Genomic DNA, 22,295 nt, shown 5'->3' with positions numbered 1-22,295 from the left:
GTATCACGCGACAGCTTTGATCTGCGGCAATCGTGCTGTTGATCGGGCTCGACCCCAGTGCCCCGATAGTGCATGGTGGCGCCCCACGCTGCCTGCTTCGAGAGTCGCGCCATGTTCGAAATCCAAGCCATCGACCCCGCCTATTACCGCCAGCAGACACGCCGCAGCACGGCGGTGATCGCCGTTATCTTCGTGGCACTGGCCATGCTCTGCGCCACGCTGAGTACGCAGGTGTTCGGCACGCCCGGTGGCGACAACTTCAAGTGGAATCTGCTCGGCGTGGTGGCGGGCCTCGCATTGACCATCGCCCTGGTACGCCAGCAATTATGGTCGCGGCCGTTCATGGCGCCTGCCGTTTACGGTTGGCGGCTCAAGCGCAGCCTGATGCGCATCACCAATGTCATGCATCACGTCAAGGCAGGTGTGGCGCAGGGGGATGACGGCGCGATGAAGTTGCTGCGTTTCTATCATTTGGGGGTAACCCAGATGCACCAGCTCGACGGCAACTCCAGCGAGCTGAGCCAGATGGTGCGCGAGATCGATAGCCATCGTGAGGCGATGGAGCAGCAGGGGCTGGATATCGAGCAGACGCGGCTCGACCTGGCCTGGCTGGAGCAGGTGAAGGCGTTCAAAGCGGCCTGATCAGTTGTCCAGCGACAACTCCAGCGTCTGACCTTGCCAGATGCCCTGGCGGCGGCGCGCAATCACGAGGCAGTCACCCGTGCCGACTGCATTTACCACCTGTCGCCCACCGGGCGCCCAGAACGCGCTGCGCCCGGCGCAGGCCCAGCCGCCGGAAGGACCGCCGTGGTTGGCCATCAACACCCCGAGGGACAAGTCACGGGCATAGCCTTCGAGCAATTCGCTGTCATGCGGGTAACCGTTTTCGCTGATCAGCACACTGGTCGCGTAGATCCCGGCGCCGCGCTCGACGGCAGCCCTGGCATGGCTGGCGTGGGCGAAGTCCGCACAGATCGACAGGGCGATGCGCTCGTCGCCGAGGTGCAGCGGCGCACCGCCGGTGCCTGGGCTGAACACTCGCTCTTCACCCGCATGCAGGTGCTGCTTGGTGTAGATGGCCTGCGAGCCATCGGCGCCGCATAGCACTGAGCCGATCAGGACGGCGTCGCTTTCGGCTGTTCGCAGCGGCAGGCCGACCACCGTGGTCATGCGCAGCTGCTTGGCCAATGTGCGCAAAGGTTGCAGCAGGGCAGTGTCCGTCGCCTGCGCCAGTTCGCGTGCCAGCGAGGGCTCGTAGCCGGTCAACGACAGTTCGGGGAACAGCAGAAAATCGATGCGCTGCTCGGCGGCGAGTCGCATGACCTGCAGGTGGCGCTGGAGGTTGGCGTGGAGGTCGCCGGCGATGGCGCAGTATTGGGCGGCGCAGAGATCGAGGTCGGTCATGGGGCTTGCTGTCACTTTGGGTTGCGACAGTAGAGCATGGATTGCTGTTGAAGACCTTGCGTGTGCTGGCAAGCGCAAGGCTCACGTCGGCATCGATGCGAAGAGTCATCATGACCTTTATTTAGTCTTTATGACTTCTTTATGGCGTAGTCATTAAAACTTATCTGATTTTATCTTGTTGTTTTTTAAGTAAAAAATATATGGCACGGAAACTGATTTGCTCCAGGTGCAATGCCCATTAAAGGAGAAATCAGATGAAATCCATTGCCTTGCTTGCCCTTTCCCTCGGCCTTGCGGCCGTCAATGTTGTGCAGGCTGCCGAAATGGTGGCCGGACGTGAAGAAAACTCTGTAGGTGCCGGTTTTGGAGGTTTGTCCGGCCTGATGCTGGGTGCCGCCGCGGGTGGCCCTGTTGGTGCGCTGATTGGCGGCGCCGCTGGGCTCTGGTCCGGCGCGCAGGTGCAGGCCGCCACTGGCAATAGCGGCACCGCCTATGTGGTGCGCCACGAAGATGGTCGTGAGCAGTGGGTGCGTTCGCCCAAGGAGCGCTTCGAGCTGGGTCAGCAGGTGAAGATGAACGGTATCCGCCTGCAAGCGCAGTAAGTCGATCTCAGCGCGGCTCGTGGAAGCCGCGGTACTCATGCTCTTATCGCTTCGAGGAACTTCATGAATACGAATTTTCAGGGTCGTCTGGCTGTCGTCACCGGGGCCAGTTCAGGTATTGGCCTGGCGGTGTGTGATCTGTTGCTGCAGCGCGGCGCGCGGGTACTGGCTTTTTCACGGCGTCTGGGCGCGTTGGAAGCGTTGCAGGCGTTGCATCCCGAACAGCTACATTGGTGTGCGGGTGACGTTACCGATATCGACGCGCTGCATGGGCTGGCCGAGCGGGCGGGGCGGCTCGGTGCAGTCGATTATCTGGTGCCCAACGCTGGAATCGCGCGGCTGGCACCGGGCTGCGACATGCAGGCGTTCGAGCAGCAGTGGCAGGTCAACGGTGCCGGTGCAATCAATACCTTTCAGGTGCTTAAGCCTCATCTGGCGCGGCCCGCGTCGGTGGTTTTCATCAGTACCTTTCTGCGTCAACTGGGGTTTGCCGGGCTCGGCGGTTATATCGCCAGCAAGGCGGCGCTATCTGCGCTGGTACGTAGCCTGGCGCTGGAGCATGCCAGCGAAGGATTGCGGCTCAATCTGGTTTCACCAGGGCCGACGGCGACTCCAATCTGGAATAGCCTGGGCCTGGCTGACGATGCCTTGGCGGGGGTTGCCAGTGAGGTCGGCAAGCGCCTGGTCGACGGCGAGTTTCTCGACCCGCAGGCGATTGCCGAGGTGGTGTTGTTCCAGCTGAGCAATGGTGCATGTGGTGTCCACGGCCAGGATTGGGTGGTAGACAAGGGCTACACCCTGCAATAAATGAAGTCGGGGGCGGCAGGGCTGCCGCCCCGATTTCGCGACATATCCACTGACATTTAGCGAGGCGCATGTTCGCCGCTTAAAGGTTTTTGAAAGGTTCGCCTCTTAGCCTCCGCACGCGCCTTTTGCGTGCTTTACAAGAAAAAGAGGAGAAAGCGGTTTGTTGACCTTGATTGGCCTGTTGACCATCTGCAGCCTGGTTGTGCTGCTGCTTATCGGGCGCATGTCGCCTGTTCTGCCATTGATCGTGGTGCCGTTGCTCGGCGCTCTGGCCGCGGGCTTTGGCCCGGAGGCGATTTCCGGTTTCTTCACCGATGGCATCGGCCGCGTGACGGCGATTGCCACCATGTTCGTGTTTGCCATCACCTTTTTTGGCGTGCTGCAGGACACCGGGCTGTTCCGCCCGCTGATCGGCGGCATGGTCCGGCTCACCCGCGGCAACGTGATCGCGGTGACCGTGGCCACTGCGGTGATCGGCATGCTGGCGCACCTGGACGGCGCCGGCGCCACCACCTTCCTGCTCACCGTTCCCGCCTTGCTGCCGCTGTACAAGCAGTTGCGCATGAGCCCGTACCTGATGCTGCTGTTGCTGGCGATCGGCGCCGGTATCTTCAACATGCTGCCCTGGGCCGGACCGCTGGGCCGTGCCTCGGCCGTGACCGGCATCGAGGTCACCGAGCTGTGGCGTCCGCTGATCGCCATCCAGGGTATCGGTGTGGTGTTGTTGGTAGCCCTGGCGGCGCTGCTGGGTTGGCGTGAGCAGCGCCGTATCGCCGCCGGCAAGAGCGGGGACGAAGGGGTACTGGTGGAAACCAGCACTGATTTGCATGAGCCAAGCGCCGAGGAGCTTGCACTGGAGCGCCCGCGTCTGCTGTGGGCCAACTCCGCGTTGTTCCTGGCGGTGCTGGTATCGCTGTTCTCTGGCGTGCTGCCGGCTGGCTATATCTTCATGATCGGTCTGTGCCTGGCGCTGCTGATCAACTACCCCGGCGGCAAGGCGCAGATGCAGCGTATCTCCGCCCACGCTCCGGCTGCGCTGAGTATGGGCATGATCATCCTGGCGGCGGGCTCGATGCTCGGCATCTTCACTGGCACCGGCATGCTCACGTCCATTGCCCAGGACCTGGCGCAGGTGCTGCCGGCACCGCTGGTGGGGCAGATGCATATCGTGCTGGGGCTGTTCGGCCTGCCGATGGAGCTGATGCTGAGCACCGACGCCTACTACTTCGGCCTGCTGCCGGTAACGCTGGAAGTGGTCGGTGCCCAGGGCGTCGAGCCGGCCAGCGTGGTCTATGCGCTGACCATCGGCAACATCATCGGCACCTTCATCAGCCCGTTCTCGCCGGCGCTGTGGCTGGCGCTGGGTCTGGCCGGGCTGGATCTGGGCCGGCACATTCGCTACTCGCTGTGGTGGATGTGGGGCTTCTCGCTGGTGCTGTTCGGTGCGGCCTGGGCACTCGGGTTGTTCTGACAAACCCAGCTTGTATCGCACCTCACGCCCGGGCTTGCCCGGGCGTGTTGCATCTGGAGGCGGGTGTTTAGCTGATTTCCACCTGATAGCGGAAGTTCTCCGCCGCCGCGCGTGACAGGCGATATTCCAGCGGCGTGCGATCGTAGCCCAAGGCGGTACGTTCAATCACCACGCTTGGGCTGGCTTCGGCCACATCCAGAATGGCGGCGAGTTCGGCATCGGCGGAGGAGACCGTCAGGGTTTCCCGGGCGGACGCGATGCGCTGGCCGCAATGCTGCTCGTAGAAGGGGTAGAGCAATTGTGGAAAGTCGTCCGGCGCGAGCTCCAGCAGAGCGTCGAAGCGTGAAGCCGGCAGCCAGATACGTTCATGGAACAGCGGGCGGCCGTCGATCAGACGCAGGCGTTGGAGGAATACGCAGGGCTCGCCTTCGCTCAGCTGCAGTGCCTGGCTGACGGCGGCATCGGCAGCTACCTGGCGGCAGTCGAGGATGCGACCCTGCGGCACCTGAGACTGGCCACTGGCGCTGACCTGGCGGAAAAAACGAAACAGCGAGCCGTCGAAGTTCGGCCGGCGTACGAAGGTGCCGCGTCCCTGAGCACGCAGCAGCAGGCCTTCTGCGACCAGGGTTTCCACTGCCTTGCGCACCGTACCAACGGCCACGCCGTAGTGGCGGGTCAACTCCGCTTCGGTAGGGATGGCTTCACCCGGCAACCATTCGCCTGCGGCAATTTTCCCCAGCATTTCGTCGCGTAACCGCTGGTACAGCGGCAGGCGCTCGTCCTGTCCCAGAGCCGTGGTGCTCATAAACCTCAAATCCAAAAGTCGACCGGCCGTCACTTTACCACTGGCCTGCAGATTGACAGCACTCGATCTCTGTAGATACAGTCATCTAATCATATATATGAATATATGACTTACAAGAAGGAGTCGCTCGTACCGGCGGCTCGTACAAGAATCGACAGAGGTATCGCTTCGTGACGCCCATGCCTTATGCCGCTATCACCGGCATCGACACCCACGCGCACATCTTTCGCCAGGACCTGCCCATGGTTCCCGGCCGCCGCTACAGCCCCAGCTATGACGCCACCGTGGAGCAGTACCTGGCCCACCTGGACGCCTGCGGCCTGTCCCAGGGGGTGCTGATCCAGCCCAGCTTTCTCGGCACCGACAACCACTACATGGTCGCGGCGTTGCAGCGCTTCCCCGAGCGTTTGCGCGGCGTTGCGGTAGTCGACGCGCAGGTCAGCGATGCCGAGCTGGACGAGTTGGCCGCTGCCGGCGTGGTGGGCGTGCGCCTGAACCTGATCGGCAAGGCGCTGGAGGATTTCACCGGCCCAACCTGGAGTGGCCTGTTCCGCCGTCTGGCGCGCCGTGGCTGGCAGGTGGAAATTCAGCGCGGCTTCGACGACCTGGCGCTGATCGTGCCGGCGATTCTCGAATCCGGCGTCACCGTGGTGATCGATCACTTCGGCCTGCCTGCTCCGAGCGTGCAACTGGATGCTGCGCAGCATGACGTGTTCTTCGACCTGCTGGGCCAGGCGCCGGTATGGATCAAGCTGTCGGCAGCCTACCGCAGCCAGTCCGATCTGAGCCGTACCCAGGCCATCGAGGTGCGTCTGCGTGAGGCTTGTGGCGGCGTCGGTCGCTTCCTCTGGGGCAGCGATTGGCCCAACACCCAGTTCGAGTCGCAGACCCGCTACGATCAGCAATTCGCGCTGCTCGAGGCTCTGCTGCCCAACCCCGAGGAGCGCCGTCGCGTTCTGGTGGATAACCCCGCAACCCTGTTCGGTTTCGCCTCAGCGTAACCACTGCTCACATCAGAACAACAAAAGGAGTCAAACCATCATGATGAGCTTGCTCGTCGTCGCCGCGATCGTCCTCGCCGTCGCGCTGGGTTACACCACCAAGATCAACATCGGCCTGTTCGCCATTGCCTTCGCCTACCTGCTGGGCTGCTTCGGCATGGGCATGAGCCCGGGCGATATCATCAACATGTGGCCGCTGAAGATCTTCTTCGTGATCTTCTCGGTCTGCCTGTTCTACAGCTTCGCCACCGTCAACGGCACCCTGGAAAAACTCGCCGGGCATCTGCTGTATCGCTGCCGTGGCGTGCCGCACATGCTGCCCTATGCCATTTTGCTGACCTCGGGGGTGATCGCTGCCATGGGCGCCGGTTACTACACCGTGCTGGCCTTCATGGCGCCGCTGACCCTGCTGCTGTGCCAGCGCACTGGCATGAGCCTGATTCTCGGTGGCATGGCGGTGAACTACGGTGCGCTGGCCGGGGCGAACTTCGTTTCCAGCCAGAGCGGCATCATCTTCCGTGGCCTGATGACCGGCGCCGGCATGCCCGAGAGCGAGGCTTTCGTGAATGCCCTGGCGATCTTCGCCAGCACGGCGATCATCCCGGTGCTGGTGATTTCCGCCTTCGTCTTCCTCGGTGGCCACGGCCGCAACCTGAAGAATGCGGTGCTCGCCGCCGATCTGCCGGAGGCCTTCAATCGTGAGCAGAAGCTGACCCTGCTGCTGACTGTGCTGATGATGGTGCTGGTGCTCGCTGCACCACTGGCGCTGCTGGCCTTCCCGGACAATGCCACGATCAAGTTCATCAACAGCAAGGTGGACATCGGCCTGATCGCCAGCGTGTTCTCGGTGATCGCCCTGTTGCTCAAGCTCGGTGACGAGCGCAAGGCCATCGCCTCCGTGCCCTGGGCCACGCTGATCATGATCTGCGGCGTCGGCATGCTGATTACCGTCGCGATCAAGGCCGGCACCATCGACGCCCTGGCGTCCTGGATCGGCGGCAATATCCCGCCGTTGATGATCCCGGTGGCCTTCGGCGTGGTGGCTGCGCTGATGTCGATCTTCGCCAGCACCCTGGGTGTGGTGACGCCGGCACTGTTCCCCATGGTGCTGCCGCTGTCGGCGTCGATGTCGATCGATCCGATGATCCTCTTCATCGCCATCGTGGTGGGCGCTCAGGCTACCTCGATCTCGCCGTTCTCCTCCGGTGGCAGCCTGCTGCTGGGCTCCTGCACGGACGACAAGGTTCGCTCGACCCTGTTCTCGCAACTGCTGCTGCGCGCCGCGCCCATTGGCTTCGTTGCAGCGATGCTGTTCAACCTGGCGCTGACCTTCCTGTTCTGATGAGAAGAGGTTCTTTGCCTAGTTTGGGGAAAGTGCGAGTTGATACTGGACTGCTAAGTTTGTGTGCGTATTGCTCACGGGCTTAGCACTATCCATTACCGAGCCCACTGAACGTTTGGGTTGCGCCCCTTACGGGCGCCACACCTTTCTTGCTTGCCCAAGAAAGGTGTGCCAAAGAAGGGCACCCCGACATCCGGGTTTCGCTACGCGAAACTTCCCTCGCTCCGGTGCCGCTCCGGGGGCCGGCTTACATGGGCCATCCTTGGCCCATTAAGCCTTTCGCCGCATCCATGCGGCTCACTCCCCTACGCAACACCTACGTTCGGCCTCCTGAAGGGGACCAGGTCGCGAGCTTGCGTAATCTTCGCAAAATTGAAATTAGCGGCGTCTGAGCTTTGCCTTTGCTCTTCAACTGCGATGGTACAGACGACGCCCAAGTCCCCTTCAGGAGGCCGAGTGGAATCGCCGTGGAAGGGGTTGAGCGACATGGATGTCGCGAGAGCTGCGATGGGCCAGGGATGGCCCTTCGCAGCGTGCCCCTGTAACGGTGATGGAGCGAGGGAACCCCGGCGCAGCCGGGGCCGTATGCAGGGGTGTGTTTCTTTGCTTAATTTCTTTGCACAAGCAAAGAAAGTGAGTCGCCCGTAAGGGGCGAAACCCATCAGATCAGACGACACGCTAACGGATAGTGCCAAGCCATGGACAGCTAACACGTAATTGCCAGTCCGGTATCAAGCGTATCCTCCCCGCGAGAATGCGAAGAACCTGAAAAAACCGGCATCGAGTGATGCAGGGGCTTTATCCCCGCAAGTCCGTATCGCTATTTCAGCCGATAGCGTCGCATATCATCCTGGCTCAGCAGGCGCAAGCGACCTGGCGGGGCCTGGTAGATCGCTTCCGCCAGGCTTACGTCGACGCCCATGTCGCGAAAGTACTTGGCCGGGCTGAACGCCTGGCTGCCATGGGCGGCCTGCGCCAATGCCGAGTCACCGGCGGGGAAGGGTGGACGGCGCAGGGCAACGTGGCCGTTGACCGTGCGTTTGCTGCCAGCCGCCAGCAAATAGATGCAACTGCCCTGGCACATGCCGCCTGAAGGCACCAGCGCCTCGAAGCCGGTTTCGCGTAGCAAGCGACCCATGCGGATGGCCTCCGGGGCACTGCCGCCGATGCTGTCGAGCAGCACGATCTTGCGCGTGTGCTTGCCTGGGTTGGCGCGCAAGCCCTGCAGCAGTTTCTCGTAGTCGCCGGGAACGATCTCTTCGGAAATTTTCGCTGCCAGCAGGCCGGCGTTGGCCTCGACTTCCACCTGCGCCTGGACGTTCAGGGCGGTGCATAAGGTGGTGGCGATCAGGGCGACGCGTAAACGCTGAACAATCATCGGGCGGGTTCGTTGGTGGCTCGGGAGGTAGAAGATACCTTGCCCGAGTCACCTCACGCACCTGTTCAGATCGCTGCGTTTTTCTGCTGCACCTGCCACGCCCAGGCAAACAAGAGTAGGCCGCCGATGGCGGTCGCGGCGCCGATGTAGCCGGTCACCGTCCAGCCCATACCGGCGCTGATGGCCAGGCCGCCGAGCCAGGGGCCGAGCGCGTTGGCGACGTTGAACGCGGCGTGGTTGGACGCGGCAGCGAGTGTCTGCGCGCCCGTGGCAACGTCCATCAAATGGGTCTGCAGCGCCGGGCCGAGGGCGATCATGGTGCCGAGGGCGAAGATCGCCGGCAGGATGGTCCACAGGCTGTGCGCTGCGAACGGGAAGACCAGTAGCACCAGCGTGCTCCAGGCCAGAATCCAGGCCACGGCGCGCAGGCGCAGGCGGTCGAATAGCCAGCCGCCGGCACTGTTGCCGACGATGCAGCCGGCACCGAACACGCCCATGGCCAGGGGAATCCAGCCGGGGCCGACCTGGGTGACATGAAGCAGGGTCGGCGCCATGTAGCTGAACACGCAGAACATTCCGGCAAAACCGATCGAGCCGATGCCCAGGGCCAGCCAGATCGGCGCGCGGTTGAAGGCGCGCAGCTCGCCCGATGGGCTGCTGCGCTGCTCGTTGGGGTCAGCCGGGAGGAAGATCGCGACCATGGCGATGGTGGTGATGGCGATGATGCCGACCAGGGCAAAGGCGTAGCGCCAGCTCATGAATTGGCCGAGCCAGGTGGCCAGCGGGTTGCCGATCAGGATGGCCACGGTCAGGCCGGCCAGCACCCGGCTTACCGCCTTGGCGCGTTTGTGCGGCGGAGCCATGGAGGCCGCCACCAACATGGCGATACCGAAGTAGGCGCCATGTGGCAGGCCGGCGATGAAGCGGAAAATCAGCAGCGGCTCATAACTGGGTGCCAGAGCGCTGGCGAAGTTGCCGAGGGCGAAGCAACCCATCAGCAACAGCAGCAGGATGCGCCGTGGCAGGCGCGCACCGAGCAGGGCCAGCACCGGTGCACCGACTACCACGCCGAGGGCGTAAGCGCTGATCACGTGGCCGACTTGCGGCTCGCTGACGCCAAGGTCGGCGGCGACGTTGGGCATCAGGCCCATGATGGCAAACTCGCCGGTGCCGATGGCGAAGCCGCCAAGGGCCAGGGCGAGTTGAATGAGAAGGATCGCGCCCGGCGACAGAGTGGTCGCGGCGCCTGATGCAGAGCTGTTCATGAGTGACCTGGAGGAGGGGGAAGCAAGCGCGCAATTATAATCTCCCAGCGTCTTGCTTGGGTATTGGCGGCCGCTCTATATCGGGCTTTGAGACGAATGGTCGGCGTTGTTCAAGGCCTTCACGTAGTCGACGAAGGCACGCAGGGGCGCCGGCACCTGGCGCCTGCTGTGGTAGTACAGATACGGGCCGTTGAAGTGCTGCCACCAGTCCTGCATGAAGGGTTGCAACTGGCCGCTGGCCAGGGGCGCCGCGATGTATTCCTCGAATGTGTAGAGAATACCGTGGCCGGCACAGGCTGCAGCGATCAGCAGGTCCTGCGACGAGCTGACCAGGCGACCCTCGGGGCTGATGCGCAGGGTGCGTCCATCCTGCTCGAACTCCCATACGCCGAGCTTGCCGCTGGCGAAGCGGTAACCGAGCAGGCGATGCTCGCTCAGTTCGCTGGGGTGTTGTGGCGTGCCATGGCGCTGCAGGTAGCTGGGCGCCGCCACTGCCATGAAACACTGTCGGCGCGGCCCGATGGGGATGGCGATCATGTCCTTGGCCAGGCTTTCCTCGTAGCGGATGCCAGCGTCATAACCGGCGCCGATCACGTCGATGAAGGTGTTGTCCATGTTCACCTCCAGCGCGATGCCGGGGTAGCGAGCGAGAAAGCCATCCAGCAGTTGCGGCAGGATGTGCCGCGCGATCACGCCGGGCACATGCAGGCGCAGTGAGCCGACCGGGTTCTGCGGATCTTCCTGCAGGTCGTTGAGCGCCGTGTTGATCTCATCCAGCGCGGGGCGCAGACGTTCAAGCAGGCGCGCGCCGATTTCCGTCGGTGTCAGGCCGCGCGTGGTGCGGTTTAGCAGGCGTACGTCCAGCTCCTTTTCCAGACGGCGCACGCAATCGCTCAGCGACGAGGCCGACATGCCGCGGCGTTGCGCGGCGACGCGAAAGCCGCCGGCCTCGACCACGGCAGCGAACAGGGCAACATCGGATAGATTCGGTTGGCGCATGGGTGGCGGCTGGATTATTACGAAGGGTCCGATAATGCGGCGCAGCGGCCACTTTGCCAATCCTGAGTGGAGACTAGGGAGTGCGTGGGAGGGGCTTCAGCCGCGATCTTCGCCGTGGCAGCACTCACTCTCGAATTACGCTTCGCGTCCGCGAAACACCTGGTAACTGTCCGCCTGACCGTATGCGTTGTTCGGTTTTGGCCGGCTTATCGTACGTGCCATCTGCCTGCACCCTATGTCCTGTACGTGCGCCGGGTCTGGCGCATTGAGTCAACGGACACGAGGAATCAGCCGATGGACAAGAAGAATGCTGTGGGGCGAGGCCATTCGCGTCGTGATGCCCTGAAACTGTTCGGCATGGTGGGCGGCAGCCTGGCCTTGCATGGGGTGTTGGGCGGTGTACCGACATTCGCCTGGGCCAGTACCTCACCGGGGTGGCAGGCGAGCGACATGCCCTCGCTGACCGGCAAGCGCATGCTGGTCACTGGCGGCAGCAGCGGCATGGGCTTCGAGGATGCCCTGGCCCTGAGCCGCGCGGGTGCTCAGGTGATCATCGCCGCGCGCAATTCACAGCGCGGTGCCGAAAGCATCGAACGCATTCGTGCTCAGGTACCGGATGCGCGTCTGCGTTTCGAACAGCTGGATCTGGCCGACCTGGCCTCGGTGCGCAGCCTGGCTCAGCGCCTGAATGCCGAGGGTGAGGTGCTGGACGTACTGATCAACAACGCGGCGATCATGGCGCCACCACAGCGCGGCGTGTCCCGCGATGGTTTCGAGATGCAGTTGGCGACCAACTTCCTCGGCCATTTCGCCCTGACCGGTTTGCTCCTGCCGTCGCTGCAAAAGTCGGCCGACCCGCGCGTGGTCACCCTGGCGAGCATCGCCGTGAACCGCGGCAGCATCAATTTCGATGATCTGCAGTCGCAGAACAACTACAACCCCTATGCCGCTTATGCCCAGTCGAAGCTGGCCTGTCTGATGATGGCCTTCGAGTTGCAGCGGCGCAGTTTGGCCAATGACTGGGGCATTCGCAGCGTGGCCGCGCATCCTGGCGTGGCTGTCACCGAACTGGTCGAACGCGGGCCTGGACTGGAAAGCGAGTTCGCCCGCGAGTGGGCGAAGGACCGTGATGTCTATCACTCGGCAGCGCAAGGTGCGCTGTCATCGCTGTTCGCGGCGACGGCGGCCGAAGCCGAGGGCGGTCGTTATTACGGCCCGACCGGCGAAGAGGAAAAACGCGGCCCGTTAGGTCTGGCCAAGGTGCCGGATGCGGCAGCCGATGCTGATGCTGCGGCGCGCCTGTGGTCGGTAGCCGAGCGTCTGACTGGCGTCAGATACGGCTGAGTGATGCCGGCGCGCCGTGCTGGCGCGCCCGTTCGAGGAATTTCCCATGTCATCGTCAACGATGGCGCAGCGCGTGGCCGTAGCCATCAACGCGCAGCGCAACGAGTTGTGGCCGGCGCTGGCCGGTTTTGCCCTGTTCTTTTGCCTGTTCTCGGGCTACTTCATGCTGCGACCGATCCGCGAGGCGATGGGCATCGTCTCCGGCGTGGAGAACCTGCAATGGTTGTTCACCGCCACGTTCGTGGTGATGCTGATCGCGGTGCCCTTGTTCGCCTGGCTCAGTTCGCGGGTGCCGCGGATTCATTTCATCGACTGGGTGTACGGTTTCTTCACCCTGAACCTCGCGCTGTTCGCCCTGTTGTTTTTCAGCGCTGATGAAAGTGTATGGCTGGCGCGTAGCTTTTACGTGTGGATCTCGGTCTACAACCTGTTCGTCGTGTCGGTGGCCTGGAGTCTGATGGCGGATGTATTCGACAGCGAACAGGCCAAGCGATTGTTCGCTTTCATCGCCGCGGGAGCCAGCGTCGGCGGTTTAGCTGGACCCGCGCTCAGTACACTGTTGATCGGCACTCTTGGTCAGGCCGGGTTGATTCTGCTGGCCGCTGTACTGCTGGCTGTTGCGCTGACGCTCAAGCAGGTGCTGATGCGCTGGCGAGAGCAGGGTGGTGCGGGACGCCCCGGTGCGGTTCAGGCCGAGAGCCCACGCCGGCCCGTGCCGGGCAATCCGTTCAGCGGTTTGACCCGGGTACTGGCTTCGCCCTACCTGCTGGGTATCGCCGGCTTCGTGATTCTTCTGGCCACGGCCAGCACCTTTCTCTACTTCGAGCAGGCACGTCTGGTGGCCGAGCTGTTCCCGGATCGCGCGGCGCAGGTGCGCGTATTCGGCGTGATCGACTTCGTGGTGCAGGCTGGCGCATTGATTGCCCAGCTGTTCATCACCGGGCGTATCGCGCGGCGTATGGGCGTGCGAGTGTTGTTGGCCTGTGTGCCGCTAATGGTGTTTGTCGGTTTCATCGGCCTGGCGTTGATGCCGAGCTTCGCCATGCTGGCGGCGCTGATGATCGTCCGGCGTATTGGTGAATATGCCTTCGTGCGGCCTGGGCGGGAGATGCTCTTCGCGCCGCTGGATGCCGAGAGCAAGTACAAGGCGAAGAACTTCATCGACACCGTGATCTATCGCGCGGGCGACGCCATGAGTGGTTGGCTCAAGAGCCTGCTGGACATGCTGGCCCAGGGCGCCTGGCTGGTGGCGTTGGTGGGGGCTGCCAGTGCGGCGCTGTGGGGACTGCTGGGTTGGTACCTGGGCGGGCAGGCCGATCAGCGCAGTGCCGAGAAAAAGGTGGCTGCGACTACCTAAGGCAAGTGCGAGAGAAACGATGTGGGAGTCGGCGGCCGACTCCCACAACTGCATCAGCCTCGTGCGGGGATGTTCAGGCCGCGCTGCACCGCCGGGCGAGCGAGGAAGGCATCGAGCACGCGGCGCACGTTGGTGAAGCGCTCGAACTGCACCAGATCACCGGCCTGGTAGAAATCCGCCAGGGTGCGAATCCAGGGGAATACGGCGATATCGGCGATGCTGTATTCGCCAGCGATCCAGTCACGGCCTTGCAGGTGTTGGTCGAGTACGCCCAGCAGGCGTGCCGATTCAGCGGCGTAACGATCACGTGGACGCTTGTCTTCAAACTGGCTGCCGGCGAATTTGACGAAGAAACCGAGCTGGCCAAACATCGGCCCCAGGCCGCCCATCTGCCACATCAGCCATTGAATCGTCTCGTAACGTGCAGCGGCATCCTGCGGTAGCAGCTTGCCGGTCTTTTCCGCCAGGTAGATCAGAATCGCGCCGGACTCGAACAGCGGCAGCGGATGACCATTGGGGCCGTCGGGATCGAGGATGGCGGGAATCTTGTTGTTCGGCGCCAGCGAGAGAAACTCGGGGCTGAATTGGTCATCGCTACCGAAGTCGACTAGGTGCGGTTCGTAGGGCAGGCCAATTTCTTCCAGCATGATCGAGACCTTGACCCCATTGGGTGTGGGCAGCGAATACAGCTGCAGGTGCTCGGGATGCTGGGCAGGCCATTTGCGGGTGATGTGGAATGGGCTGAGGTCGGTCATGTGGAGTTCCATGTCGAATGGGGCGAAGAAGGAGCGATCAGAACACGAGTAGCCTTAGCGCAGGAAATCGATCCAGCTGCTAGTAGTCATCGACTCGAGCAATCCTGCCCGGTTCCCTGTACGTGAACGAGGCGGTATGGTGCGGTTTTCATCCACTCGGCCCGGAGCCCATCGGCATGAGCCTGCACGGTACTTACGACTCCCAGAACATCTTCGCCCAGATCATTCGTGGCGACTTGCCCTGCTACACACTCTACGAGGACGACGATGTACTGGCCTTCCTCGATCTGTTCCCGCAATCGAAAGGTCACAGCCTGGTGATTCCCAAGCGCGCGGCCGCGCGCAATATCCTGGAAATCGACGACGCCAGCCTGGCCAAGGTCATGGCCGTGGTGAAGAAGGTCACCCAGGCCGTGGTCGATGAGTTGCAGCCGGCTGGCGTGCAAGTCGCGCAGTTCAACGGTGCGCCTGCCGGGCAGACGGTGTTCCACATCCACATGCACGTGATTCCGCGCTTCGAGGGCGAGGGCTTGGGTGTTCACGCGGCGAGCAAGGCCGATCCGGCCGAGCTGGAAGCGCTGCAGGCACGACTGGTCAAGCGCCTGCAAGCCTGAAACGGCATCGCCCCGGACGAGTGACTCGGCCGGGGCATCAGGCAACCTGTGGTTTAGCCGTTCTGGTTGCTCAGGCCGCCCCATTCCACGAAACGCACGGCGTGCACTTCGCCCTGGCTGTCACGGTAAACGATGACGCTGGGCACGACACCGCTCTTGCGGCTGTTGTCGGTGCGCTGCAGAACCTGGTCGATGTCCAGCTGCATGCCGTACTGGTATTCCTGTACGTTCACTTTGGTGCTGTCTGGCGCTTTCTCGCTGGCGAATGCGATAGGGGTGAAAGCGGCGAGGAGGGTGGCGTTGAGCGCTGTGAATTTCATCTGAGTAATCTCCGATCAGTTGCGCCGAAGAAGTTGGCGCTGGGGTCGAGAGAGATGAAAACATTGCGCCGATCATTACAGAAATCGATGCTTTTGCTTTTGGGCATCGATGTTATCGATACCTTGCCCGCCGGCTCGCCAACCCCAATACTCAGGCAGCACTTATCTGCCCATGGAGGGCTTCATGCGTTCGATCCTCATCGCTCTACCGCTGTTGCTGTTGGCCGGTTGTTCGTCATATCGGGGTGACCCCGAGAACGTCAAACCGGTACCGGAAGATCGTCTGCTGGCGTTTCAGGAGGCGCAGGCGAACGGCGCGCAGATCGTGGTCAACCGCGATTTCGGGATGATGGGTGGCGGCTGCTTCGTGGCCATCGAGGTGGATCGCAAGGTCGCAGCGCGCATCGGCGTCGGCGAGGTCGCAACCTTCCAGGTGCCGCCAGGCACGCGTGTGGTCGGCATCACGCCGGATCGCATGGACGACACCCTGTGCGGCATGGGCCGCTTGCTACGCGAAGTGGCGGTACCGGTGAAAGCCGGGGAAACCCAGCACCTGCGCATCGTCAGCCAGAACAAGGGCGGCTTCGATATTCGTCCGGACAAGCCCTGATCGCTTTGCCGCTGTGCGAGCGGTCATATCGAGCATGACGCCAGGCGGTTAGTATTCCCTGCATCAAAACAGGGAGCATGAACGTGAATGGATTGCCGATAGCCATCGTAGGGGCGGGTACCGCGGGTCTCGCCACGGCGATATTCCTCGCCCGTCAGGGGTATGCGGTTCGACTCCTGGAGCGGGTCGAGCAGTTGCAGCCGGTGGGTGCAGGCATTCTCTTGCAGCCTTCCGGTCTGGCTGTGTTGCAGCGCTTGGGCCTGCTGGCCGAGTGCACCGCACTGGGCGCCCCGGTCAGCCGGCTGTATGGCACCAGCTGTCAGGGCCGGGTGATCCTCGATACCCGTTATCACGACTGGCAGCCAGGCAGTTTCGGCCTGGGCATTCACCGCGGCGTGTTGATGACGGCATTGCTCAATGCAGCGCAGCGTGCCGGTGTGCAGGTGGAGACCGGCGTGGCGGTCAGCCGCTTCGAGCAGGCCAGCGGCCATATTCGCTTGCTGCGCCAGGACGAGGGTGGCAGTGAACAACCCCTGGGCGATTTCGCCGCAATGATCCTGGCCGATGGCACACGTTCGACCCTGCGCGCGCAGATGCAGGTGCGGCAGTGGTCGCGGCCCTATCCGTGGGGCGCGCTGTGGAGCATGTTGCCGACTTCACCTGCGACCGAGTCCGGCGAGCTGCGCCAGTGGTACCGCGGTTGCCGCGAGATGTTCGGCCTGATGCCGACTGGCTGCACCCACCACGCGCGTGAGACTTCTTTGACTAGCCTGTTCTGGAGCCTGCCTCTGAGCGAGCACGAGAGTTGGCGCAACAGCGGCTTGCAGGCCTGGAAAACCCGCGTGCGCAACCTCGCTGGCGAGGCTTCAGAGGCCTATCTGCAGCAGATCGATGATCCCGCACAACTGACCCTGGCGGCCTATGCGGACGTGCGCATGCAACGCTGGAACGATGGTCGCGTGCTGGCCATCGGGGATTGCGCCCACGCCATGAGCCCGCAATTGGGGCAGGGCGCCAATATGGCACTGGTCGATGCCGCTGCACTGGCCGATGCGCTCGGCAATGCCGGTGACCAGCATCAGCACGCGCTCGACTGGAACGCCATCTTCACTCGCTATGGTGATACGCGCCGTGATCACCTGCGCTACTACCGCCAGGCCAGTCGCTTGCTGACGCCGCTGTTCCAGTCCAACAGCAACGCCCTGGCGGTATTGCGCGATATCGTCCTGATGTTGGCTCGGCACAACCGTTTCGGCCGCCAGCATGCTGTCAGCACGCTGGTAGGTGCACGCGGCGGCTGGCTGTGGTCGGGGGCGCAGAAGCGCGAGTTGCATGCCTGGACGGGCGAGCGGGAGGCCTGGGAGTAAGGCCGCTCAGTCGCGCTGCAGCTCAAGCAGCGCCTTCTGGCTCAGGTCCAGCCACTCCTTGTGTAGCACTCGATAGTGCCGTGCGGAGCGGCGGGCGTGGGTCTGGATCTGCTGCAGCAGTTCGATGGCCTCGCGCTGACGTCCTAGTCGCTGCAGCAGCAGGGCGTAGCGGTAATTAGCCTCGGGGCTGGCGCAGTAGCTGCCGAGGGCGCGGTATTCCTCTTCGGCCTTGAGGTCGTTGCCCTGGCCTTCCAGCGCGCGGGCATACAGCAAGTGGCCGTCGCTGGAACGGAAGTCGGGGTTGTGGGCGATCAACTGGTCGAGGCTTGCCTGGCAACCGGCGAAGTCGCCCTGGGCGAAACGGGCTCTGGCCAGGCCGAGGAGGATGTCCGGGGCGTCGCTGTGGATACCGCGCAGGGCTGTCTGGTAGTGCGTGGCCGCTTCTTCGGCCTGGCCCATGCGCAGCAGTTCATCGGCCAGGTTGACGCGGGTATCACGGGTGTCGCGAATCTCCAGTTCGTCGCGCAGGGCGCGCAGGTGGCGCTGCGGGTCGATGCTGTCGTGCAGGCGGTTGAGTGTCTGCCGGCCGCGTCGGCTGCCGAGCAGATCCGGCAGCATGATGCCGAGGAAGTAGATCAGGCAACCGAGGCCGGGCAGGGCGATGATCAGGTACAGCCAGTAGCGTTCCTGGCCACTGCGCACCACGTGGAGGCCGCAGGTGACTTGGCAGGCGATGACCAGCAGAGCGAGCAGAGGCATGGGGCGATCCATTCCTTTGGAGTGCGAGGGGAGGCTTATCAGAGCATGGATCAGCGCTGTTGTCAGGTGATGCATGCACGGCTGTGGCTTGTGTCACGTGATAGGCTGCGCGGCTGATTCCATGTTCATAAGGATGCGTGCATGCCGTCGTCGCTGGAGATTTTCGCCAACCTCTTTTATCTGGTTTCGGTCGTGCTGGCGGCGCGCAATTCGGTGCACACCTGGGCCGTTGGCCTTGTCGGCTGTGTGCTGTTCGGCTGGCTGTTCTTCAGCGTGCAGCTGTATGCCGATGTCACCTTGCAGGCCTTCTTCATCGCCACCAGCCTGCTGGGTTGGTGGAGCTGGCGGCGCGGTCGCCAGGGCGAGGCGCTGCCGATCAGCCATGCAAGCGCGACCGGACTGGGCCTGGCGCTGCTGCTCGCGGTGGTTGTGGCGGGTGCATACGGCGCCTTGCTGCACCATTTCACCGACGCCTACGCGCCTTTCATCGATTCGCTGGTGCTGACCTTCAGCGTGTTGGCGCAATTGCTGCTGATGCGCCGCACGCTGGAAACCTGGTACGGCTGGCTGCTGGTGAACACCCTCGCGGTGCCGCTGTTCGCCTCGCGCGAGCTGTATCTGACGGCGTTCATCTACCTGCTGTTCTGGTGCAATGCCTGGTACGGCCTGTACCGCTGGCGCTGTGAGCTGAACGCGCAGATCGCCTGACATGAGCATGCGATTCGCCTGCGGGCTGGTGGTCGGCAAGTTCGCGCCGCTGCACCTGGGGCATGAATGGCTGATTCGCCAGGCGCAACAGCAATGCGAACAGCTGGTGCTGCTCAGTTGGGCCTGCCCGGAGCTTGCCGGTTGCGAGCCCGAGCGCCGTGCGAACTGGTTGCAGGTGCGCTTTCCCGAACTGCGCAGCTGGGTGGCTACGCCCGAGTGGGTTGCCCAGCAACGCGCACGCGGCCTGGCGTTACCAGAGCTTCCCCACGAATCCGAGCCCGATGCCGCGCAGCGCCAGTTCGTGGCCGATTTCTGCCTGGCAGTGCTGGGCCATCCGGTCGACGCGGTATTTACCAGCGAGTCCTACGGCGATGGCTTCGCCGCGCACCTGAGCGAATGTTTCGGCCGGACAGTGGAGCACGTCGAGATCGACCGCGCACGCATCCAGGTGCCGGTGTCTGGTACGCGTCTGCGCGCCGATATCCATGGCTTGCGCCACTACCTGGCGCCGCAGGTGTATGGCGATTTCATCGAACGCATCGCCTTGCTCGGCGGCGAGTCCACCGGCAAGAGCAGCCTCGCCCTGGCATTGGCCGAGGCCTTGGGTACGCGTCACGCAGCGGAGTACGGCCGCGAACTCTGGGAAGAGCAGGGCGGTGTGCTCGCCTATGAGGACCTGCTGCGTATCGGTCGCACTCAGGTTGCCCGCGAGCAGAGCCTGGCCGGGCAGTGCCAGCGCTACCTGGTGTGCGACACCACGCCGCTGACCACGCTGTTCTACTGTCGCGAGCTGTTCGGGCGTGCCGAGGCCGAGCTTGAACAGTTGGCCGAGCGGCACTATCACCACCTGTTCCTGTGCGCCGATGACTTCCCCTTCGTGCAGGACGGCACCCGTCAGGACCAGACCTTTCGCCGCCGGCAGAACCAGTGGTACGAGCAGAAGCTGACGCGGCGCGGCTGGCCATTCACACGGCTGACCGGCTCTCTGCAACAGCGCATCGAGCAGGTGCTGCATAGCCTGAGCGGAACCTAGTCGGAGGCAGTTGGTGCGCACGGCGCACCCTAGGTTCGAACGAGCGAAGCACTTGCCGGGATAGCGACGGGTGGTGTTGCGTAGGGTGCGCTGCGCGCACCGGCTTGTGGAACACGCCTGGAGTTCAGCCAGCCATAACTGCAATCAGCGGCGCGCAACGTCTGGTCGGCCTTGCGACACGCTACGAGACTTGTCGGCCATCCATGGCTGGGCGAGGATGCGCGTTTTCGACCGAAACGGAATCGTCATGCGTCGTCTGCCTTCGCTTACCGCCCTGCGCACTTTCGAAGCGGCCGCGCGGCATGCCCACTTCGGCCGCGCGGCTGCTGAACTGTGCGTCACCGACAGCGCCGTCAGCCACCAGATTCGCCAGCTCGAAGAGCAACTCGGCAGCACGCTGTTCGAGCGCGACGGCCGTCAGGTACGCCCGACGCCGCAGGCCAGGCGCCTGCTGCACAGCCTGCAGCAGGCCTTCGAGCTGATTGGCGAAGCCTGCGACGAGCTGCGTGATCCCGGTTCGCAGGCGCAACTGCGCGTCGCGGTTACCGCAGAGTTGGCGCAGAAATGGCTGGTCGGGCGCCTGGCCGACTTCGCCGAGCGCCACCCGCAGATCACCCTGCATCTGCATGAGCAACCGCTGGAGGCGACGCTGCCGGGCAGCGAGATCGATATCGCCATCACCTATGGCACCGGCCCGGACGATGCCAGCGCCTACTTCGTACGGCCGCTGCCGACCCTGCAATTCTTTCCGGTGTGCAGCCCGGGCCTGTTCAACCAGTCGCCGCTCAAGCACCCGCGCGACCTCGCGCGTCATTGCCTGCTGCATGACGATCAGGACGGCAAGACCTGGACCGCCTGGCTGACCACTCATGCTGGCGATATCCAGCCGAATCGGCATCTGTACCTGGGCCATGCCGGCCTGACCATGGAGGCCGCTGCACGCGGCCAGGGTGTGGCCATCGGCGACAACCTGACCAGTGCCGAAGATCTGGCCAGTGGTCGCCTAGTGCGCCCCTTTGCGGCCCAGGTGCCGTCGCTCGGGCAGTACGCGCTGGTGTGCGAGCGCCTGCGTCTGGACAAGCCGGCAGTCGCTCATTTCATCGAATGGCTCACTGATCAGCTGGTCGATTTGTGAATTGAATTCAAGAGTTCCGCGATTATCGTCATTGGTCGTAGTGGTATCGCCGGGCGTACTGTCGGGCTACTTCCAGCCACTGACGAGGAGCCGCAAGATGGCCCGTACCCTGACTTCCCTGCCCAAGGCCGACGGCTTGCGTCTGCCCGGCGAATTCGAAACCAAGAGCCGCTGCTGGCTCGGCTGGCCGGAGCGCCCGGACGTCTGGCGCAACGGTGGTAAGCCGGCGCAGAAGGTCTGGGTCGAGATCGTTGCGGCCATCGCCAGCAGCGAGCCGGTCACCGTCTGCGCCTCGGCGGCGCAGTATGCCAACGCTCGGCGCCTGCTGCCGGCGCATGTGCGGGTGGTGGAAATGACCTGCAACGACACCTGGTTCCGCGACAGCGGCCCGGCGTTTCTGGTGCATGACGAGACGGCCGAAGTGCGCGGCGTGGACTTCGAATTCAACGCCTATGGCGGGCTCGATGGCGGGCTTTACTACCCATGGGACAAGGACGATCAGATCGCGCAGAAGATTCTCGAGATCGAAGGCTTCGATCGTTATCGCGCGCCTTTCATTGCCGAAATGGGCGGTATCCAGAGCGATGGTCAGCGCACCCTGCTGACCACCGAGCAGTGCCTGCTCAACCGCAATCGCAACGCCCACCTGGGCAAGGACGAGATGACCCGCAGGCTGTCGGATTACCTCGGTGCCGAGCAGGTGATCTGGCTGCCGCGCGGCTGCAAGTTCGACGAAACCGATGGTCATATCGATGACCTGGCCTGCTTCGTTCGCCCCGGCGTGGTGGTGATGCAGTGGACCGACGACCGCACCGACCCGCAATGGGAAATCTACCAGGAGGCTTACGACATCCTGCGCAGCGTGCGCGATGCGCGTGGCCGTGCGCTGGAGGTGCACAAGCTGCCGCAACCGCGCGTACTGGAGTGGACGGCGCAAGAGGCCGAAGGTCTGGATCAGGACGATGCCACCCACACCCGCCAGGCCGGCACGCAGATCTGCGCTTCGTACATCAATTACTACGCCGGCAACTCGGCCATCGTCCTGCCGCTGTTCGGCGACGCCAACGACCGTGTGGCCCAGGCCACCCTGGCCGAGTTGTTCCCGCAGCATCGCATCCTCGGTATCGAGAACTCGCGGGAAATCCTCCTGGGTGGCGGTAACGTCGCCTGCATCACCATGCCGCAATACGCCGCGCCTCAGCGCGCCTAGGAGGCCCGG

The 22,295-nt window shown here is 63.4% G+C and carries 23 protein-coding genes; 15 read left to right on the top strand and 8 right to left on the bottom strand.

From position 1 onward, the window contains the following. Positions 1 to 111 precede the first annotated feature (111 nt). Positions 112 to 642: a DUF3087 domain-containing protein gene (locus RTH74_RS01050; RefSeq protein WP_316913476.1), complete on the top strand. Its 531-nt coding sequence runs from the start codon at positions 112 to 114 to the stop codon at positions 640 to 642. On the opposite strand, the gene RTH74_RS01045 is transcribed toward RTH74_RS01050, so the two are convergent. Further along, positions 643 to 1,404: a carbon-nitrogen hydrolase family protein gene (locus tag RTH74_RS01045; protein ID WP_316913475.1), complete on the bottom strand. Its 762-nt coding sequence runs from the start codon at positions 1,402 to 1,404 to the stop codon at positions 643 to 645. It abuts the gene before it with no gap. A gap of 254 nt (positions 1,405 to 1,658) precedes the next feature. Here RTH74_RS01045 and RTH74_RS01040 point away from each other — a divergent pair, with 254 nt between their 5' ends. From RTH74_RS01040 to RTH74_RS01030, 3 genes are all read left to right on the top strand, one after another. Continuing rightward, positions 1,659 to 2,006 carry a hypothetical protein gene (locus RTH74_RS01040; protein WP_316913474.1) on the top strand — a complete coding sequence of 116 codons (348 nt, stop codon included), beginning with the start codon at positions 1,659 to 1,661 and terminating at the stop codon, positions 2,004 to 2,006. Positions 2,007 to 2,069: 63 nt separating this feature from the next. Next, a complete protein-coding gene (locus RTH74_RS01035; protein ID WP_316913473.1) occupies positions 2,070 to 2,813 on the top strand; it encodes an SDR family oxidoreductase in 744 nt (247 codons plus the stop codon). Positions 2,814 to 2,973: 160 nt separating this feature from the next. Next, positions 2,974 to 4,284: a CitMHS family transporter gene (locus tag RTH74_RS01030; protein ID WP_021488506.1), complete on the top strand. Its 1,311-nt coding sequence runs from the start codon at positions 2,974 to 2,976 to the stop codon at positions 4,282 to 4,284. 67 nt (positions 4,285 to 4,351) lie between these two features. On the opposite strand, the gene RTH74_RS01025 is transcribed toward RTH74_RS01030, so the two are convergent. Beyond that, a complete protein-coding gene (locus tag RTH74_RS01025; RefSeq protein WP_316913472.1) occupies positions 4,352 to 5,089 on the bottom strand; it encodes a GntR family transcriptional regulator in 738 nt (245 codons plus the stop codon). Positions 5,090 to 5,259: 170 nt separating this feature from the next. On the opposite strand from RTH74_RS01025, the gene RTH74_RS01020 reads away from it, so the two are divergent. Beyond that, positions 5,260 to 6,090 (top strand): amidohydrolase family protein, encoded by an 831-nt coding sequence (locus tag RTH74_RS01020; RefSeq protein ID WP_420713102.1) that lies wholly within the window; start codon positions 5,260 to 5,262, stop codon positions 6,088 to 6,090. Between the two features lie 40 nt (positions 6,091 to 6,130). Beyond that, complete coding sequence (locus RTH74_RS01015) at positions 6,131 to 7,432, top strand: SLC13 family permease (RefSeq protein WP_125835938.1); 1,302 nt, start codon at positions 6,131 to 6,133, stop codon at positions 7,430 to 7,432. An 820-nt stretch (positions 7,433 to 8,252) separates the two neighbouring features. Here the strand turns inward: RTH74_RS01015 and RTH74_RS01010 are convergent. From RTH74_RS01010 to RTH74_RS01000, 3 genes are all read right to left on the bottom strand, one after another. Further along, entirely contained in the window at positions 8,253 to 8,810 is a 558-nt protein-coding gene (locus tag RTH74_RS01010) for a hypothetical protein (protein WP_316913470.1), read from the bottom strand. Between the two features lie 65 nt (positions 8,811 to 8,875). Further along, on the bottom strand, positions 8,876 to 10,075 hold the full coding sequence (locus tag RTH74_RS01005) for an MFS transporter (RefSeq protein WP_183895755.1): 1,200 nt from the start codon (positions 10,073 to 10,075) through the stop codon (positions 8,876 to 8,878). A 75-nt stretch (positions 10,076 to 10,150) separates the two neighbouring features. Beyond that, entirely contained in the window at positions 10,151 to 11,074 is a 924-nt protein-coding gene (locus RTH74_RS01000; RefSeq protein ID WP_179545342.1) for a LysR family transcriptional regulator, read from the bottom strand. A gap of 294 nt (positions 11,075 to 11,368) precedes the next feature. Here RTH74_RS01000 and RTH74_RS00995 point away from each other — a divergent pair, with 294 nt between their 5' ends. Next, positions 11,369 to 12,418 carry an SDR family oxidoreductase gene (locus RTH74_RS00995; RefSeq protein ID WP_279922545.1) on the top strand — a complete coding sequence of 350 codons (1,050 nt, stop codon included), beginning with the start codon at positions 11,369 to 11,371 and terminating at the stop codon, positions 12,416 to 12,418. Between the two features lie 46 nt (positions 12,419 to 12,464). Next, the gene (locus tag RTH74_RS00990) at positions 12,465 to 13,775 is read left to right on the top strand and encodes an MFS transporter (RefSeq protein WP_316913469.1); all 1,311 of its coding nucleotides are present in this window, start codon (positions 12,465 to 12,467) and stop codon (positions 13,773 to 13,775) included. Between the two features lie 53 nt (positions 13,776 to 13,828). Here the strand turns inward: RTH74_RS00990 and RTH74_RS00985 are convergent, their stop codons facing one another. Continuing rightward, the gene (locus tag RTH74_RS00985) at positions 13,829 to 14,530 is read right to left on the bottom strand and encodes a glutathione S-transferase N-terminal domain-containing protein (protein WP_179545339.1); all 702 of its coding nucleotides are present in this window, start codon (positions 14,528 to 14,530) and stop codon (positions 13,829 to 13,831) included. Positions 14,531 to 14,706: 176 nt separating this feature from the next. Between RTH74_RS00985 and RTH74_RS00980 the strand changes: the two genes are divergently transcribed. Continuing rightward, positions 14,707 to 15,144: an HIT family protein gene (locus RTH74_RS00980; protein ID WP_316913468.1), complete on the top strand. Its 438-nt coding sequence runs from the start codon at positions 14,707 to 14,709 to the stop codon at positions 15,142 to 15,144. 53 nt (positions 15,145 to 15,197) lie between these two features. Here the strand turns inward: RTH74_RS00980 and RTH74_RS00975 are convergent, their stop codons facing one another. Continuing rightward, positions 15,198 to 15,464: a DUF2790 domain-containing protein gene (locus tag RTH74_RS00975; protein WP_179545338.1), complete on the bottom strand. Its 267-nt coding sequence runs from the start codon at positions 15,462 to 15,464 to the stop codon at positions 15,198 to 15,200. Between the two features lie 184 nt (positions 15,465 to 15,648). On the opposite strand from RTH74_RS00975, the gene RTH74_RS00970 reads away from it, so the two are divergent. Then, positions 15,649 to 16,074 (top strand): 3-isopropylmalate dehydratase, encoded by a 426-nt coding sequence (locus RTH74_RS00970; protein ID WP_316913467.1) that lies wholly within the window; start codon positions 15,649 to 15,651, stop codon positions 16,072 to 16,074. Positions 16,075 to 16,157: 83 nt separating this feature from the next. After that, the gene (locus RTH74_RS00965) at positions 16,158 to 17,441 is read left to right on the top strand and encodes an NAD(P)/FAD-dependent oxidoreductase (RefSeq protein ID WP_316913466.1); all 1,284 of its coding nucleotides are present in this window, start codon (positions 16,158 to 16,160) and stop codon (positions 17,439 to 17,441) included. Positions 17,442 to 17,447: 6 nt separating this feature from the next. Here RTH74_RS00965 and RTH74_RS00960 read toward each other — a convergent pair whose 3' ends face one another. Further along, complete coding sequence (locus tag RTH74_RS00960; RefSeq protein ID WP_316913465.1) at positions 17,448 to 18,200, bottom strand: tetratricopeptide repeat protein; 753 nt, start codon at positions 18,198 to 18,200, stop codon at positions 17,448 to 17,450. 141 nt (positions 18,201 to 18,341) lie between these two features. Here RTH74_RS00960 and pnuC point away from each other — a divergent pair, with 141 nt between their 5' ends. From pnuC to aguA, 4 genes are all read left to right on the top strand, one after another. Then, positions 18,342 to 18,908, top strand: a complete 567-nt coding sequence (gene pnuC / locus RTH74_RS00955; RefSeq protein WP_316913464.1) for a nicotinamide riboside transporter PnuC — start codon at positions 18,342 to 18,344, stop codon at positions 18,906 to 18,908. 1 nt (position 18,909) lies between these two features. Further along, positions 18,910 to 19,941 (top strand): AAA family ATPase, encoded by a 1,032-nt coding sequence (locus RTH74_RS00950; RefSeq protein WP_316913463.1) that lies wholly within the window; start codon positions 18,910 to 18,912, stop codon positions 19,939 to 19,941. A 247-nt stretch (positions 19,942 to 20,188) separates the two neighbouring features. Beyond that, positions 20,189 to 21,076, top strand: coding sequence for a LysR substrate-binding domain-containing protein (locus RTH74_RS00945; protein ID WP_316913462.1), 888 nt, complete (start codon positions 20,189 to 20,191; stop codon positions 21,074 to 21,076). A 97-nt stretch (positions 21,077 to 21,173) separates the two neighbouring features. Then, positions 21,174 to 22,286: an agmatine deiminase gene (aguA, locus tag RTH74_RS00940; RefSeq protein ID WP_316913461.1), complete on the top strand. Its 1,113-nt coding sequence runs from the start codon at positions 21,174 to 21,176 to the stop codon at positions 22,284 to 22,286. Positions 22,287 to 22,295 lie beyond the last annotated feature (9 nt).

Source organism: Pseudomonas sp. zfem001, from assembly GCF_032621725.1.
Taxonomy (GTDB): Bacteria; Pseudomonadota; Gammaproteobacteria; order Pseudomonadales; family Pseudomonadaceae; genus Aquipseudomonas; species Aquipseudomonas sediminis.
The sequence above is the reverse complement of the archived record's forward strand: the minus strand, read 5'-3'. Positions and strand labels throughout refer to the sequence as shown.

Excerpts from the sequence above, each read along its gene's own strand:
- RTH74_RS00985 (WP_179545339.1), bottom strand. The coding sequence starts at position 14,530 with ATGACCGACCTCAGCCCATTCCACATCACCCGCAAATGGCCTGCCCAG.
- RTH74_RS01025 (WP_316913472.1), bottom strand. The coding sequence starts at position 5,089 with ATGAGCACCACGGCTCTGGGACAGGACGAGCGCCTGCCGCTGTACCAG.
- RTH74_RS01035 (WP_316913473.1), top strand. The coding sequence starts at position 2,070 with ATGAATACGAATTTTCAGGGTCGTCTGGCTGTCGTCACCGGGGCCAGT.
- RTH74_RS00980 (WP_316913468.1), top strand. The coding sequence starts at position 14,707 with ATGAGCCTGCACGGTACTTACGACTCCCAGAACATCTTCGCCCAGATC.
- RTH74_RS00960 (WP_316913465.1), bottom strand. The coding sequence starts at position 18,200 with ATGCCTCTGCTCGCTCTGCTGGTCATCGCCTGCCAAGTCACCTGCGGC.
- RTH74_RS01015 (WP_125835938.1), top strand. The coding sequence starts at position 6,131 with ATGATGAGCTTGCTCGTCGTCGCCGCGATCGTCCTCGCCGTCGCGCTG.
- RTH74_RS00975 (WP_179545338.1), bottom strand. The coding sequence starts at position 15,464 with ATGAAATTCACAGCGCTCAACGCCACCCTCCTCGCCGCTTTCACCCCT.
- RTH74_RS00945 (WP_316913462.1), top strand. The coding sequence starts at position 20,189 with ATGCGTCGTCTGCCTTCGCTTACCGCCCTGCGCACTTTCGAAGCGGCC.
- RTH74_RS01000 (WP_179545342.1), bottom strand. The coding sequence starts at position 11,074 with ATGCGCCAACCGAATCTATCCGATGTTGCCCTGTTCGCTGCCGTGGTC.
- RTH74_RS00970 (WP_316913467.1), top strand. The coding sequence starts at position 15,649 with ATGCGTTCGATCCTCATCGCTCTACCGCTGTTGCTGTTGGCCGGTTGT.
- RTH74_RS01045 (WP_316913475.1), bottom strand. The coding sequence starts at position 1,404 with ATGACCGACCTCGATCTCTGCGCCGCCCAATACTGCGCCATCGCCGGC.
- pnuC (WP_316913464.1), top strand. The coding sequence starts at position 18,342 with ATGCCGTCGTCGCTGGAGATTTTCGCCAACCTCTTTTATCTGGTTTCG.
- RTH74_RS01005 (WP_183895755.1), bottom strand. The coding sequence starts at position 10,075 with ATGAACAGCTCTGCATCAGGCGCCGCGACCACTCTGTCGCCGGGCGCG.
- RTH74_RS00990 (WP_316913469.1), top strand. The coding sequence starts at position 12,465 with ATGTCATCGTCAACGATGGCGCAGCGCGTGGCCGTAGCCATCAACGCG.
- RTH74_RS01010 (WP_316913470.1), bottom strand. The coding sequence starts at position 8,810 with ATGATTGTTCAGCGTTTACGCGTCGCCCTGATCGCCACCACCTTATGC.
- RTH74_RS00995 (WP_279922545.1), top strand. The coding sequence starts at position 11,369 with ATGGACAAGAAGAATGCTGTGGGGCGAGGCCATTCGCGTCGTGATGCC.
- RTH74_RS00950 (WP_316913463.1), top strand. The coding sequence starts at position 18,910 with ATGAGCATGCGATTCGCCTGCGGGCTGGTGGTCGGCAAGTTCGCGCCG.
- aguA (WP_316913461.1), top strand. The coding sequence starts at position 21,174 with ATGGCCCGTACCCTGACTTCCCTGCCCAAGGCCGACGGCTTGCGTCTG.
- RTH74_RS01050 (WP_316913476.1), top strand. The coding sequence starts at position 112 with ATGTTCGAAATCCAAGCCATCGACCCCGCCTATTACCGCCAGCAGACA.
- RTH74_RS01040 (WP_316913474.1), top strand. The coding sequence starts at position 1,659 with ATGAAATCCATTGCCTTGCTTGCCCTTTCCCTCGGCCTTGCGGCCGTC.